The sequence below is a fragment of the Pedobacter steynii genome (assembly GCF_900103665.1).
Classification (GTDB): Bacteria; Bacteroidota; Bacteroidia; order Sphingobacteriales; family Sphingobacteriaceae; genus Pedobacter; species Pedobacter steynii.
The window spans coordinates 82,488-96,850 of the sequence record NZ_FNGY01000006.1; the positions used below are offsets into that span (position 1 = coordinate 82,488).

Genomic DNA, 14,363 nt, shown 5'->3' on the forward strand with positions numbered 1-14,363 from the left:
GGAAAAAGAGATGAAAGCTACGATGAACAGGGGAGAATCCCTCAAACCGAAATTAATTGTTTTAGTGGTGCTTTATAAAAAGACAATTTCAGCATCTCCAACAATTAGTCATTTGTTATTGCAGAATAAAACACTGTTTGATCTGGAACTGGTGGTTTGGGACAATAGTCCTGAACCTTGTCCGGAGCAGGAGGTGGCAGAACTATCGGCAGCCTTTGATCAGTTTCAATACATCTCGACTCCCGAAAATGTATGGTTGTCGAAATTATACAACCAGGTCCTTCGTTCCAATACTTACGATTATGCCTTATTGCTGGATCAGGATTCTGAATTTCCTGAGTACTATTTTGATAAATTAAATGCTGCGGTCCTGGGCTTCCCTAAAATTTCTCTTTTTCTTCCCATTGTGATGAACAATAGAAAAGTGGTAAGCCCGGGGTCCTTTGTTTATTTCAAAGGTAAACACTGGAAAAAAATACAGACCGGAGCGATCCCTGCAAAAAATGTTTTGGCGATCACGAGTGGTATGGTTATTTCTGTTAAGGTATTCCTGGCACATCAAATGAAGTTTGATGAACGGCTGAACCTGTATGGGATTGATACGAGTTTCATGTTAAGGTATTCCAAATTTGAAGAGCAATTGTATGTCCTGCGGATCAAGTTTGATCACGATACCGTGTTGTGGTCTAATCCTTCGGCGGATGTCATGTTAAGCCGCTTCAGGAATTTAAAAGGAACCTGGCCCAAGATCTTATCGGACAGGCCTGTGGCACTTGTCCTGGCTTATTTTTATAGTAAGGTGGTTTCCTTGAAACTGGCGCTAAAATATCAGGATCTAAGGTTTCTAAAGTAAAGTGGATAACCGTTAAACCAAAAACAATTATATACTGATGAAAATTATTTGTGTACACCAAAGTGCGGATATGTATGGTTCTGACAGGAGCTTTTTGCAGGTCATCAAATACCTGAGTCAGTCTGGCGATTATAAAAAAATAACCGTTGTCCTTCCGCGTACGGGGCCATTGGTTGATGAACTTGAAAAATTAAATGTCGACATCAAATACCTGACGCTTTCTTTATTGAGCAAAACTTATCTAATGAAATTACAATGGGGGAAAATCATTTTTCCGCTATTCCAGTTTCAGGCTAAAAAGAAACTGTTCAATGAATATGATGTGGTATATACCAATACTTCAGTGATCCTGGATTTTTATCTGCTTGCGCCTTTTCTTCATCAAATGAAGATCATCCACATCAGGGAGATCCCTGGTAAGCTGTTGAGTAAAGTACTGTCTTTATTCCTGAGGCAAGCCAAATCAAAAATTATATTCAACTCGAACTCCACATTGAGAAGTTTTGGAAAATTGAAGAATAGTGTCGTGATCCACAATGCATTTGAGGGTTTTGATGGGGAAATAGCAGTCAGTGGAACTCATAGTCATCCGCTTCGCATTTTGCTGATCGGCAGGATCAATGGCTGGAAAGGACAGGATTTTGCAATAGAGTCCTTACTTAAAATGAAAGCCGCTTCGGTTTTACTGAGAATTGTAGGCAGCACTTCTGCAGGAAATGAAGATTTAGTGCTGCAACTCAAGAAAAAAGTCGAAAACCTGGGCCTAAGTACACAGGTAGAGTTCCTGGATTTTGTTTCAGATACTGCCGAAATCTATGCCTGGTCCGATGTCGTAATTGTGCCAAGTACCAAGCCGGAACCTTTCGGAAGAATTGCCATAGAAGCAATGAGTTTATATAAGCCTGTAATTGCCGCAAATCACGGTGGATTGCCCGAAATTATTGAAGATTCGGTAAATGGGTATTTATTCGAACCCAATAACACCACTTCATTTGTTAATGCTTTAACGAAGTATGCGGACGACAGAGCATTATTGGAACGACATGGAAGGAACGCCAAAAGATCATTTGATGAAAAATTTTCCTTAAATGGATTCTATAAAAAGCTGGATTCTGTTTTTAAGGAGGAAGCTGTTTGAGCAAGGATAAGATCGTTTAACAAATAAACCCGGAAATAATGAAGCGTAAACTAGGTATCGGACTTTTACTTTTAGCAGGGCTGACAGGAATGGTAAGCGCTGAAGTTAATGCTCAGAATAAGCCTTCCAAAGATTTGTTGGTTGGTGCTTATTATTTTGATGGCTGGACAGGGAAAACCAATCATATCACGAAGTCATTGACGGAAAATTTTAAAGGAAGGCAGCCGATATGGGGCTGGGTAACAAGCAAACCGGAGATCATCCAAAAGCAAGTGGATGCAGCGGCAGAAGCAAGCATAGACTTTTTTAGTTTTTGCTGGTATGATTCAGCTTTGTCTAAAAAGAATATGGAAGAGCCCCGGAACAATGCGCTCGGCTTATTTCTTAATGCGAAGGATAGAAAAGGGATGAAGTTTAACCTGCTCGTGGCAAATCACTTTGGTTATTTGATCGGTCCTGAGGATTGGGAACGGGTTTCAAAAATATGGATTACATTATTTAAGAATAAGGATTACCTGAAATTTAACCAGAAGCCCCTGATCACTTTTCTGAGCTTAAGGATGCTGATCAGTAAATTTGGTTCTGCAGCAAAGATTAAAGTTGCATTGGATAAACTGAGGGCGGATGCAAAGGCTAATGGTTTGGAGGGCATAAGTATTGCCGTTTGTATTGGCCCGAAACAAGCAGATGCAGACCTGGCAAAATCCGCTGGTTTTGACCTCTTAACGGGATATAATTATCATGATCAGACTTTAATTGCCGGGCAATCCGTGAGTCCGATCACTGCTTTGAGCCCAAGAGAACAATCGGTCTGGGCCAGCTTTCTGAAACTGGGGATGCCCTATATGCCCGTCAGCACACTCAATTGGGATCCACGGCCCTGGGATGATACGAATAAAGTAAAAAAAGCTTCTCCACATTTTGATGGTTATTCACCGGCGTCGGTATATCAATCTATAAAAGGGTTGAAAAAATGGACACTGGAAAATGATCCTTCCGGTTCAGCGGATCATATTGCAATGATCTATGCCTGGAATGAATATGGGGAAGGGGCCTGGCTCACTCCATCTGTACAATATCAAAACAAATTTTTACGTGCGGTTAAGGAAGCACTGAAATAAAAATATATTGATGAAACCATCATAAGTATACCGCTTACAAACAGTAATGAACCTCGCTTGCGAGCTCATGAATACCATTGAAAACAATAAATATCAATGAATAATATACTTATGATAGCTTCATAACCGATAAACCGAGTTTACGAGTTCTTGAGAACTTTTAAAAATCAATGATTAACGCGAAAAAAAACAATTATTTTCTGATGAAAACACTATTGCAAACGATTATTAAGAAGAGAAATCCTTCCTTTCAATTTGATGAAAACCTCAGCAACCGTACCTTGTTCAATTTGGCGCGGAATAAAAGTTTCGATCTTTTGAGAGGTGTTTTTTTTCTCTTGTTTCATTTGAAAAAGCCCGGACTTATCTTTGTAGGGAGGGCGGTAAGGTGTTTCAATAGCCAGAACATTCGCTTCGGAAAATGGGTGAAAATTGATTATGGGGTATACCTGAGTGGTCTCGGTAAAGGGAAACTGATCATCGGTGATTCATCCGGGATAGGGGCCTATTCTCAATTGATCATCTCTACTTCTTTTAACAACCTGGGAGAATACATTCACATCGGGCACCATGTAGGGATTGGCCAGTTTGCCAGTATCGGAGGCTCTGGTGGCGTTTCCATTGGGAACAATACCATCATCGGACAATATTTTAGTTGTCACCCTGAAAACCATAATTACAGTGATCCAAATAAACTGATCAAAAATCAGGGAACTACGCGTTCCAAAATCAGTATTGGAGATAACTGCTGGATCGGTGCTAAAGTGACCATCCTTGCAGGGGTTTCTATTGGCGAGAACTCCATCATCGCGGCAGGGGCTGTGGTCAATAAAAGTATGCCGCCAAATTCAATCATTGCGGGTGTTCCTGCCCGCGTTATTAAAGGAATATATGATTAGAAAGATTTTTTTAAGCGTTTTAAGCAGTGTGATGTTGTTGGCCACTTTGCCTGGCCATGCTGCTCATCAGCAGGTAGATTCTATTCCATCAAGGGTGTTGATTCTGGGAAACAGCATCACCTGGCATGGTGCCAAAGCATCGGTTGGCTGGACAGGGAACTGGGGTATGGCAGCAAGCAGTCCCGAAAAAGATTATGTGCATCTTCTGGAGGCGAGGGTAAAGCGTAATCATCCCAACACCAGCTTTAAGACTGGTAATATTGCGGCTACTTTTGAACGGCAGTTCTGGAAATATAAGGTCAGTGATTTTAAGGGTTTCAGCGACTTCAATGCGGATCTGATCATTCTGGTGATTGGTGAAAACATCAGCGATGCGTTGGCAGTTAAACACGGATTGGACAATCAGCTGGAAAAGTTTATCCGGGAGCTCTCTGCAGAGAAAAACGTAAAGGTCTGTTTGGTGGGGAGTTTTTGGCCCAATCAGCATATTGATCAGATCATGAAAACTGCGGCGGAACGAAACAACTGGCGGTACGTAGATCTTCAGGGACTTTATAAAGAGCGGAATAAGAATACCGCCATTCAACAGTATGTAGATAAAGGAGTAGGAATGCATCCTTCTGATCTTGGAATGGAAGGCATCGCAGAAAGGATCTGGAATGGCATACAAGACTTCTTTAGGAATCAGGAATGAAACCTTTAAAATAATACGAAAAAAACAATTATATACCAATGAAAATAGCAATTATTGGAACTCGGGGCATTCCGAACCATTATGGGGGATTTGAGCAATGTGCAGAATATTTAGCACTGGGTTTAGTGAAAAGAGGACATGAGGTACTGGTTTACAATTCTCACAACCATCCTTATCAGAAAGACCAATGGAATGGGGTGGATTTACGCCATTGTTATGACCCGGAATATAAATTGGGGACAGCCGGACAGTTCATTTATGACTTAAACTGTATTCTTGATGTCAGAAAGCGGAAATGCGATGTGATCCTTCAGCTGGGTTATACGAGTGGTTCCGTTTGGGGCTGGTTGCTGCCAAAGAAAGTAGTCGTGACCACCAATATGGACGGACTGGAATGGAAGCGGACTAAATATTCCAATAAAGTAAGAAAGTTCCTGCAATGGGCAGAAAGCCTGGGTGTAAAATATAGCGATCACCTCATCTCGGATTCCATAGGTATTCAGGATTATCTAAAGGAAAAGTATCAGGCGGATTCTACTTTTATCGCTTATGGAGCAACATTATTTAAGCAACCTGTATTGCAGGCGCTTGATAATTATGACTTGTCGGCCTATAAGTACGACATGCTCATTGCCAGACTGGAACCGGAAAATAGTATTGAGATCATTTTGGATGGTGTAGTCAAAGCGGCGGTCGACCGACCGTTTTTAGTGATTGGTAAACATGAAACGGAGTATGGTAATTATTTAAAAGAAAAGTATTCCGGCGCTACTCAAATCCGCTTTATAGGAGGAATCTATAATATCGATATCCTGAATAGCCTGCGCTATTATTCTAACATCTATTTTCATGGACATACTGTGGGCGGGACAAATCCTTCGTTACTGGAAGCAATGGCCTCAAACAGCTTAATTTGTGCCAATGATAATCCTTTCAACAGGTATATCCTGGGTAACGATGCTATTTATTTTAACGATGCCGGGGGGGTAGCTGATCAGCTGAATAAGGTGAAATATCAAGAGGATAAATACCAGTCCATGCTTCAGGCAAACAGCGATAAAATCACGAATATTTACGATTGGGAGTTGATCGTAGACCAATACGAAAAACACCTTTCAGAAGTGAAAGGTGTTTTAAACAGGTAATATTTGGTTAGTTTTTTATTGGAATTCCTTTTTCAGTTTAAGGATTAATCCTAAGGAATTATTTAAGAGTTTTCCCTGATCAAGAGCGGTTGCAAAGCCTGCGCTGTAACCGTTCTTTAACTTCTTTGTACTTTCCAGGTAGAAGGAGAATTGTTCAACAGGTTTGAAGATGTTCTTCGTTTGAGGATTTCTGATATGACCTGTTGAGCTGCCGTAAATACTGGTTCCGAAAGTCCCATAATTTTTGGAATAACTCAGCTTGGTCATAAAGTTCCAGCCGTACAGCCTGCCGCTCAATCCGGCATGTAAGGCAACGACTCTGTTGTTAATAAAGTAATCTGCATTTTTTATCGCTTGTCCGCTTCTGGCATCATGCCTGGGTGTAATTAATGGATTTCCTAAACCCAGGCCATTGTAAGACCAGCCCTTCACATAATAGAAGTTATTGTAATAATCTTCATCTCCGGATTTTGTGAACGTAGACCAGGGATACCCGGCCTGATCCTTAGAATAAAAGAGTTCAAACAAAGCCTTCTTCCAGACAAATGCACTGGTATTATCTTCGTATTTCTTGTTTTCAAAACTGATGCCGTTCAGTCCGTCATTAATGTTTCCAAGCCTGGATAAAGCACCTACATCGTAAAAACTCTGGCGATAGACCATGACCTTAACTGCATTGAAATTATAGGCCAGCCCAAGATCTATTGAGCCCAATTGGTTGCCGATCTTTGAAGTAGGGACACCTTTAGTGCCATATCCTTTTCCGGTAACGACATAAAAAAAGGTTTCTGCGGGCGATAGTTTGAAATTAGAACCATAGGCGGCCTGCTCATTTCCCCAGAATACCTGATGGTTGAAACCCCCATATAGTTCCAGTTTCCAATCTGCTTTTCCTAGCCTGAAGTAAAGTGATTTTTGATGGAAATAACTTTTAGGCCTTCGGTCGTTAATGTAATAGGTGATTTTGGAAGTAGGAGAGATGCTGTCCAGGATTTGTGTTCTGCCCAGCCATCCATGTACAAAATTCCCCTTAACAGAGAACAGTCCGCCGAAAACAGGAACCCTGTAATACTCAGGAATGGAAAGTTCCAGCTTTGGAACGCCGGCAGCATTGCCCGAAAGCGCAAAATTACCAGAGCTCAATACCGTATCTCCATTGAGTCCCATCACATCCCTTGTCCTGCCTGCTTTGAACTGAAATATGCCAAGCTTTACTTTTGCATAAGCGTCAATGAGCTGAAGGTTGGAGCCTTTGCCTGCATTGGCTCTTCCTTCCAGGCCAAAACCCCAGTCTATCCGTTTAGACTTTTCATAATCTTTATAAGCCCTTCCAATGAAGGCCGCCGATGCGCCGGAAAGAGGAATGGAGCCAAACTGGTTTGACCGCATCCAGAAAGGAACAACATTTTTTGTTGTTCCGATTGCCTGGGCTTCTATTTCATATTTAATCTGAGGTTTTTGCGCATCAACCTGACTGGAGAACGTCAAAAGAAAAACAAGAGCGGAGAGCGCGTGTTTTACTGGTCGTATGCGATTGTTACCCATAGTAGTTGTTTTTGATGTGGATTTAAATAAAACTATCTCCGAATTCTACCGTCATTTGCCTGACCACCTCTTTAATCTCCTGCTCCTGGTCTTTAGGGTAGATGAGTAATGCATTGCCATCATCGACCACAATAAAGTTGTCGAGGCCCCGGATAACGGCTAGTTTGTTTTCGTTGATATGAATGATGCTGTTCCGGGTGTCCTTCAGGTCGACCTGTTTTGCGGCAATGACATTGTTCTCCGCATCTTTATCCGCGGTTTCATGTAATGAGGCCCATGTTCCGAGGTCAGACCAGCCAAAGTTTGCCGGAATGGTGTAAATGTTGTCTGCCTGCTCCATAACGGCATAGTCTATGGAAATATTCGGAGAACTTGCATAATTTTCATCAATGAATGCACGTTCATCCGGTGTATTGTAATGGGCTTTTCCGCTTTCAAATAAGTCATGAATGGCTGGCGTATATTTTTTTAAAGCACTGATGATGGCACTGGCTTTCCAGATAAATATTCCTGCATTCCAGAGGTAATTTCCATCCGCCAGATATCCCTGGGCTTTTTGAAGCGTTGGTTTTTCTTTAAACCGGGCTACTTTATAAATGCCATTTTCAGTTTCTTCTCCATATTGAATATAGCCATATCCCGTATCCGGTCTGATCGGACTAATGCCGAGCGTCACTAAAACCTCATGTTTTTGGGTATAGGCCAAAGCAAAGTTGAGGCGCTCTACAAAAATATCTTCGAATAAAATGAAATGATCGGAGGGGGCGACAATCAGATTGGCATCAGGGTTAAGTCCGGCCAGTTTGAAGGAAGCATAGGCAATACATGGTGCGGTATTGTTTCTGCTTGGCTCACAAATCAGCTGATCAGCAGAAATCCCTTGCAGCTGATCCAGGATAATATCCTGATACTGGCTATTGGTGACAATAAAAATATGCTCTGCCGGACATATTTTTAAAAAACGGGCATAGGTAATTTGCAGGAGCGATTGGCCTGTTCCTAAGATGTCCAGAAATTGTTTCGGAAAATGGTCACGGCTCTTTGGCCAGAAACGGCTTCCAATACCGCCGGCCATAATGAGTACATAGTTGTTTTGATCCATGAATCTATTGGTTATCAATAAGCACTTCGTTTTCAATAAGTGTTCTGCCGATGCTGTTGTAATAATAACCCAGGTCGGTCATTTTCTGAAGATCATATAGATTCCGGCCATCAAAGATCACTTTGTTGACCAGGCTTTCTTCCATGAGGTCAAAATCAGGGTTTCTGAATAAAGACCATTCAGTAGCAATCAGCAAAGCATCAGCACCTCTTAGTGCATGGTATTGGTTTGCAGCATAAGTAATTCTATCACCAAGCAAGGTCTTTACATTTTCCATTCCTTCGGGATCAAATGCGGTAACTGTAGCTCCGTTTTTGATCAGCAGGTCTATGATGTATAAGGCCGGCGCTTCGCGGATGTCGTCGGTCTCCGGTTTAAAGGAAAGACCCCAGAGTGCAAAGTGTTTTCCTTTGATGTCGTAGTTGTAATATTTCAATATTTTATCAACAAGCACGGTTTTTTGTTTTTCATTTACGGTCATCACTGCCTTCAGAATCTGAAAGTCATAGGCATTTTCCTCGGCAGATTTCGAAAGGGCCTGCACATCTTTGGGAAAGCAGCTGCCTCCATAACCCAGGCCTGGAAAAAGAAAACGCTTCCCGATCCGCTCATCGGAGCCAATGCCACGGCGCACCGCATCCACATCTGAACCCACAAGCTCACAGAGATTGGCAATCTCATTCATAAAAGTGATCTTCGTAGCGAGGAAAGCATTTGCGGCATATTTAGTGAGCTCTGAAGACTTTTCGTCCATAAATAAGATCGGGTTTCCCTGTCTTACATAAGGTCCATAAAGCTCGGTCATGAGTTTAATGGCGCGTTCGCTTTTTGTTCCAATCACTACCCGGTCTGGTTTCATAAAATCTTCTACTGCAACACCTTCGCGTAAAAACTCAGGATTTGAAACGACATCAATCTCTACATTGGTATTTGCTGCAAAAACAGCCTGTACTTTATTTGCTGTTCCTACCGGAACGGTTGATTTATTGACGATCACTTTGTATTCCGTAACGAGTTTTGAGATGTCTGCTGCGGCACCCAAAATATAGGAAAGGTCTGCATTGCCATCTCCACCGGGAGGGGTAGGCAAGGCCATAAAGATGATTTGAGCTTCTGCAACAGCGAGGGCAAGATCGGTTGTAAAGGTTAATCTCTTTTGTGAGATGTTTCTTAGAAATAAAGTGTCAAGGCCAGGTTCATAGATGGGGATGATCCCGTTTTGCATCTTTTCCACCTTTGTTTTATCAATGTCTACACAGATTACATTGTTTCCTGTCTCTGCCAGACATGTACCGGTTACTAAACCTACATATCCTGTTCCTATTACCGCAATTTTCATAAGTAGTTTCTTTTTTTTTATTGTAAAACTACCTATCGTGAGCCTAAAATCTTGCTGTTTTTCTTAAAATACCTATTTGTGGGGACATTTTGAATCTGTAATCAAGCTAATTTTGGTAAATGTTAAGAGGTTTGTTATAATGGCCTAAATATTTTAGGTTGTTTTTTGTGAATGAAGGCTTTTTGCTTACAATTTATTAACGACATCTTAACAACTCAACCCTATTTATCCAATTTAAGATGCAAACACGTTATTTGTACTTGCTCAAATACATCTTGCCCATTACGGATCTCGTAATGCTCAATTTGGTCTATGTTTTATCCTATTATCTTACTGAATATCTGGGTAAGACGGTCTCTTATGAACTTTGGCAGCATTATATGGTGGTCTGTAACCTGATGTGGATGTTCAATACCGTGATTTTCGGTTTGTATACCGACTACGGTTCCAGGCGATTGGAGCGAATTTACAGAGGAACATGGCGCAGTATTGCGCTTCATGGAATCGGCTTCGCGTTATACCTGCTTTTCTCCAGGGACATAGAATTTTCCAGAACTTTCCTGGTGGTATTTTATGCCTTGTTAGTTGGCGCATTTGTATTGAACCGTTTTTTGGGGACTGCCTTCCAGTTTCTGTTGGTTCAGCGCTTTAATGTAAATAAAAAAGTGGCACTGATTGGTGTTAACCCTACAGGACGCCGTCTGGCGCATTACCTGGATAATCAATACAATATTGATTTTTATGGCTATCTGGATGATGGCAGCAGAATCTATGCGGATGAAAATGGAAATCTGCCGACAAGGTTTATCTCCAAAATGGTCGCAGCAGCATTAAGTGGTGTTAAGGATATTTATGTTTCCCTGGAGCCCCATCGAATGTCGGAAGTTAAAACCTTTCTGGAAGTGGCCGACAAACATTGTCTGAGGGTGAAATTTATTCCGGATATGGCCACAACGCTGGCTACACCTTATACGATCAGTTATGTGGGAGACGAATTTCCAGTGATCTCACTGAGAACAGAACCGCTGGAAAGTGTAAGTAACCGCTTTAAAAAACGTGCTTTTGACATCATCTTTAGCCTGGGCGTTATTATTTTCCTGATGAGCTGGTTATATCCCCTGATTGCGATCCTCATTAAATTACAAAGTAAAGGACCTGTTTTATTTAAGCAGCAGCGAAGCGGTAGAAATGATGAGCCTTTCTGGTGTTATAAGTTCAGAAGTATGAAGGTGAACAATGACAGTGATAAGAAACAAGCGACTAAAGACGATAACCGGATCACACCGATTGGAAAATTCCTTAGAAAATCCAGTCTTGATGAATTGCCTCAGTTCTTTAATGTGCTGCTGGGAAATATGAGTGTAGTAGGGCCAAGGCCACACATGCTGAGTCATACGGAAGAATATAGGGCCATCATCAACCAGTTTATGGTGCGGCATTTCCTAAAACCGGGAATCACCGGATGGGCTCAGGTAAACGGTTTCAGAGGTGAAACGAAAGAAGATGGCGCAATGCAAAAAAGAGTGCAGCACGACATCTGGTATCTGGAAAACTGGACGGCAATGCTGGAAGTGAAAATTGTCTTCATGACGGTCATTAATATGATCAAAGGAGAAGATAACGCCTATTAAAAGCTTAAAAACATTTTAAATATGAAGAAGATATTAATTACCGGTGGGGCTGGTTTCATTGGCTCTCATGTAGTCCGATTGTTTGTTGAAAAATACCCTGACTATGAAATTATCAACCTTGATAAATTAACCTATGCCGGTAACCTGTTGAACCTTACTGATATTGAGCAGTCTGCCAATTACAGGTTTATCAAAGGGGACATTACAGATACCCGTTTTATTAGGGAGCTTTTTCAGGTGGAAAATCCTGATGCAGTGATTCATTTGGCTGCGGAGTCTCATGTAGACCGCTCCATCAGCAATCCAATGGAATTTGTGATGACCAATGTGATCGGAACGGTCAGCTTACTGAATGCGGCCAAAGAATGCTGGCAGGGAAATTACGACCGCCATCGTTTTTATCATGTCAGTACAGATGAGGTTTATGGTGCGCTGGGTGAAACGGGAATGTTTACTGAAAATACGGCTTATGATCCCCATAGCCCTTATTCTGCATCAAAGGCGAGTTCGGATCACTTTGTTCGGGCTTATCATGATACTTATGGTTTGGATGTAGTCATTTCGAACTGTTCCAACAATTATGGATCCCATCATTTTCCTGAAAAACTGATTCCACTTGCGATCAACAACATCAAAAATAATAAACCGGTGCCGGTGTATGGTAAGGGCGAGAATGTCCGCGACTGGCTCTGGGTAGAAGACCATGCCCGGGCGATCGATACCATTTTTCATCAGGCTAAGGCTGGGGATACTTATAATATAGGCGGACATAATGAATGGAAAAACATTGACCTGATCCATTTGTTGTGCCGGATTATGGACGAGAAGCTGGGAAGAACAGCAGGTGAATCTGCGGCGCTAATTACTTATGTGACAGATAGGGCAGGACATGATCTTCGCTATGCAATTGATTCTTCTAAACTGCAGAATGACCTGGATTGGGTGCCTTCTTTACAATTCGAAGAAGGTCTGAAAAAAACAGTAAATTGGTATCTTGAAAACCAGGAATGGCTGGAAAATGTAACTTCCGGTCATTATCAGGATTATTATAAGCAACAATATGAATATAATGAGCAGTAAAAATAAGATACTTGTTTTCGGAGGTCTTGGTCAGTTAGGTCAGTGTATTGCTGAAGTTTGTAAAGAAAGAGGAATATCTTCTGTTCTTTTTCTGGATGAGTTTGAAGGGAATATATTGAACCCGGCTATTTTAGAAAAATTGTTTCAGGAGCAATCACCCGACTTCGTGATCAATTGTGCAGCTTACACTGCCGTTGATAAAGCGGAAGATGAACCTGGCCTAAGTGAAAAGATCAATAAAGAGGGGGCTGCAAATCTGGCCCGCTGCTGTGATCAGTTTAAGGCAACCCTTATTCATATCTCTACGGATTTTGTTTTTGAAGGAAATGTTCCGAAGCTGTTAAAAGAAGAGGACCCTGCTGAACCGATCAATGTGTATGGTAAAACCAAGTTGGCCGGAGAATTGGAAATCATGAGCCTGTTAAAGGAGCATTACATCCTGCGTACAAGCTGGCTGTACTCTGAGTTTGCCGCTAACTTTGTGAAAACAATGTTGAAGCTCGGCGCCGAAAGGGAAGAGTTGAGCGTCATTGCAGATCAGGTAGGAACACCAACCTACGGAATAGATCTGGCCTCAGTGATATTGGATATTATCGCGTCGGACAATAAAGCATATGGAACTTATCATTACAGCAATGAAGGAGTGACTTCCTGGTACGATTTCGCAAAAGCAATTTTTGACCTCAGTGAAACCGAGGTAAAGCTTTATCCCATTCCAGGGTCGGCTTATCCAACCAAAGCAATCCGGCCTGCTTTTTCCGTAATGGACAAAACAAAAATTAAACAAACATTTGGCATCGCAATCCCCTATTGGAGGGACAGCCTGGTCAGGTGTATTAACGCTATAAAAAAGACATCATAAAATGAAAGGAATTATACTTGCAGGAGGTAGCGGAACCCGTTTACATCCTTTGACCCTGGTTATGAGTAAACAAATGATGCCGGTCTATGATAAGCCAATGATCTATTATCCATTGTCCACCTTAATGCTTGCAGGTATCAATGAGATTCTGATCATTTCTACGCCTCATGACTTGCCGAATTTTGAAAAGTTACTTGGAGATGGAAGCAGACTTGGCTGTAAATTCTCTTACGCAGTGCAGGCAGAGCCCAATGGCCTTGCTCAGGCATTTGTGATCGGTGCGGATTTTATCGGAACAGATAAAGTGGCATTGGTCCTTGGCGATAATATTTTTTATGGGGATGGGATGGCCAAACTCCTTCAGGGAAGTTCTGACCCTGAGGGAGGTGTGGTCTTTGCCTATCCGGTGTCTGATCCGGAACGTTATGGCGTTGTTGAATTTGATGAAAATAAGAAGGCCATCTCTATTGAGGAGAAGCCTGTTATTCCAAAATCAGACTATGCGGTGCCGGGTCTGTATTTTTATGACAACAGTGTTGTGGAAATTGCAAGGAATATTCAGCCTTCTCCAAGAGGCGAATATGAAATTACAGATGTAAATAAAGTATACCTGGAGCAAGGTAAACTTAAAGTCGGGGTATTGAGCAGGGGTACGGCCTGGTTGGATACCGGAACTTTTGCGTCATTGATGCAGGCCGGTCAGTTTGTACAGGTAATTGAAGAACGCCAGGGACTGAAAATAGGCTGCATTGAAGAAGTAGCCTACCGGATGAACTTTATAAATGATGAACAACTTACCGCAATCGCTACACCTCTGGTGAAAAGTGGCTATGGAGCTTATCTTTTGAAAATGATTAAGCAAACAGCGCCTGCGGTGTTGAGTTAATTTTTCGGGACTTTTGTTTTCTTTATTGTTTAAAATATTGTAACTAAAAATCGGGTATAAATTTTTTA

13 protein-coding genes are annotated in these 14,363 nt (G+C 41.7%); 10 read left to right on the top strand and 3 right to left on the bottom strand.

The genetic code is table 11. The features are described from left to right. The first annotated feature begins 10 nt into the window (after positions 1–10). From BLQ87_RS17140 to BLQ87_RS17165, 6 genes are all read left to right on the top strand, one after another. Positions 11–853, top strand: coding sequence for a glycosyltransferase (locus BLQ87_RS17140; protein ID WP_074609163.1), 843 nt, complete (start codon positions 11–13; stop codon positions 851–853). A 37-nt stretch (positions 854–890) separates the two neighbouring features. Further along, positions 891–1,991, top strand: a complete 1,101-nt coding sequence (locus BLQ87_RS17145) for a glycosyltransferase family 4 protein (protein WP_083361922.1) — start codon at positions 891–893, stop codon at positions 1,989–1,991. A gap of 38 nt (positions 1,992–2,029) precedes the next feature. Further along, the gene (locus tag BLQ87_RS17150) at positions 2,030–3,112 is read left to right on the top strand and encodes a glycoside hydrolase family 99-like domain-containing protein (RefSeq protein ID WP_083361923.1); all 1,083 of its coding nucleotides are present in this window, start codon (positions 2,030–2,032) and stop codon (positions 3,110–3,112) included. Positions 3,113–3,315: 203 nt separating this feature from the next. Beyond that, the gene (locus BLQ87_RS17155; protein ID WP_074609970.1) at positions 3,316–4,011 is read left to right on the top strand and encodes an acyltransferase; all 696 of its coding nucleotides are present in this window, start codon (positions 3,316–3,318) and stop codon (positions 4,009–4,011) included. Beyond that, a complete protein-coding gene (locus BLQ87_RS17160; RefSeq protein ID WP_074609168.1) occupies positions 4,004–4,705 on the top strand; it encodes an SGNH/GDSL hydrolase family protein in 702 nt (233 codons plus the stop codon). The genes BLQ87_RS17155 and BLQ87_RS17160 overlap by 8 nt, the downstream gene beginning before the upstream one ends. 38 nt (positions 4,706–4,743) lie before the next feature. Further along, the gene (locus BLQ87_RS17165; protein ID WP_074609170.1) at positions 4,744–5,850 is read left to right on the top strand and encodes a DUF1972 domain-containing protein; all 1,107 of its coding nucleotides are present in this window, start codon (positions 4,744–4,746) and stop codon (positions 5,848–5,850) included. A gap of 15 nt (positions 5,851–5,865) precedes the next feature. On the opposite strand, the gene BLQ87_RS17170 is transcribed toward BLQ87_RS17165, so the two are convergent. Genes BLQ87_RS17170 through BLQ87_RS17180 form a run of 3 tightly spaced genes read right to left on the bottom strand, consistent with a single transcriptional unit; the run spans position 5,866 to position 9,836 of the window. After that, positions 5,866–7,395, bottom strand: coding sequence for a capsule assembly Wzi family protein (locus tag BLQ87_RS17170; protein ID WP_074609173.1), 1,530 nt, complete (start codon positions 7,393–7,395; stop codon positions 5,866–5,868). A gap of 22 nt (positions 7,396–7,417) precedes the next feature. Beyond that, a complete protein-coding gene (locus tag BLQ87_RS17175) occupies positions 7,418–8,497 on the bottom strand; it encodes a mannose-1-phosphate guanylyltransferase (protein WP_074609175.1) in 1,080 nt (359 codons plus the stop codon). A 4-nt stretch (positions 8,498–8,501) separates the two neighbouring features. Further along, positions 8,502–9,836 (bottom strand): UDP-glucose dehydrogenase family protein, encoded by a 1,335-nt coding sequence (locus tag BLQ87_RS17180; RefSeq protein ID WP_074609177.1) that lies wholly within the window; start codon positions 9,834–9,836, stop codon positions 8,502–8,504. 239 nt (positions 9,837–10,075) lie between these two features. Here BLQ87_RS17180 and BLQ87_RS17185 point away from each other — a divergent pair, with 239 nt between their 5' ends. Genes BLQ87_RS17185 through rfbA form a run of 4 tightly spaced genes read left to right on the top strand, consistent with a single transcriptional unit; the run spans position 10,076 to position 14,295 of the window. Continuing rightward, positions 10,076–11,467 carry an undecaprenyl-phosphate glucose phosphotransferase gene (locus tag BLQ87_RS17185; protein ID WP_074609179.1) on the top strand — a complete coding sequence of 464 codons (1,392 nt, stop codon included), beginning with the start codon at positions 10,076–10,078 and terminating at the stop codon, positions 11,465–11,467. A gap of 21 nt (positions 11,468–11,488) precedes the next feature. Then, on the top strand, positions 11,489–12,547 hold the full coding sequence (gene rfbB / locus BLQ87_RS17190) for a dTDP-glucose 4,6-dehydratase (protein WP_074609181.1): 1,059 nt from the start codon (positions 11,489–11,491) through the stop codon (positions 12,545–12,547). Continuing rightward, complete coding sequence (gene rfbD / locus BLQ87_RS17195; protein ID WP_074609183.1) at positions 12,537–13,409, top strand: dTDP-4-dehydrorhamnose reductase; 873 nt, start codon at positions 12,537–12,539, stop codon at positions 13,407–13,409. The genes rfbB and rfbD overlap by 11 nt, the downstream gene beginning before the upstream one ends. A gap of 1 nt (position 13,410) precedes the next feature. Beyond that, positions 13,411–14,295: a glucose-1-phosphate thymidylyltransferase RfbA gene (gene rfbA, locus BLQ87_RS17200; RefSeq protein WP_074609185.1), complete on the top strand. Its 885-nt coding sequence runs from the start codon at positions 13,411–13,413 to the stop codon at positions 14,293–14,295. Positions 14,296–14,363: the final 68 nt, after the last annotated feature.

Coding starts and splice junctions, on each gene's coding strand:
- BLQ87_RS17170 (WP_074609173.1), bottom strand. CDS start 7,395: ATGGGTAACAATCGCATACGACCAGTAAAACACGCGCTCTCCGCTCTT.
- rfbB (WP_074609181.1), top strand. CDS start 11,489: ATGAAGAAGATATTAATTACCGGTGGGGCTGGTTTCATTGGCTCTCAT.
- BLQ87_RS17150 (WP_083361923.1), top strand. CDS start 2,030: ATGAAGCGTAAACTAGGTATCGGACTTTTACTTTTAGCAGGGCTGACA.
- BLQ87_RS17140 (WP_074609163.1), top strand. CDS start 11: ATGAAAGCTACGATGAACAGGGGAGAATCCCTCAAACCGAAATTAATT.
- rfbD (WP_074609183.1), top strand. CDS start 12,537: ATGAGCAGTAAAAATAAGATACTTGTTTTCGGAGGTCTTGGTCAGTTA.
- rfbA (WP_074609185.1), top strand. CDS start 13,411: ATGAAAGGAATTATACTTGCAGGAGGTAGCGGAACCCGTTTACATCCT.
- BLQ87_RS17185 (WP_074609179.1), top strand. CDS start 10,076: ATGCAAACACGTTATTTGTACTTGCTCAAATACATCTTGCCCATTACG.
- BLQ87_RS17160 (WP_074609168.1), top strand. CDS start 4,004: ATGATTAGAAAGATTTTTTTAAGCGTTTTAAGCAGTGTGATGTTGTTG.
- BLQ87_RS17155 (WP_074609970.1), top strand. CDS start 3,316: ATGAAAACACTATTGCAAACGATTATTAAGAAGAGAAATCCTTCCTTT.
- BLQ87_RS17145 (WP_083361922.1), top strand. CDS start 891: ATGAAAATTATTTGTGTACACCAAAGTGCGGATATGTATGGTTCTGAC.
- BLQ87_RS17175 (WP_074609175.1), bottom strand. CDS start 8,497: ATGGATCAAAACAACTATGTACTCATTATGGCCGGCGGTATTGGAAGC.
- BLQ87_RS17180 (WP_074609177.1), bottom strand. CDS start 9,836: ATGAAAATTGCGGTAATAGGAACAGGATATGTAGGTTTAGTAACCGGT.
- BLQ87_RS17165 (WP_074609170.1), top strand. CDS start 4,744: ATGAAAATAGCAATTATTGGAACTCGGGGCATTCCGAACCATTATGGG.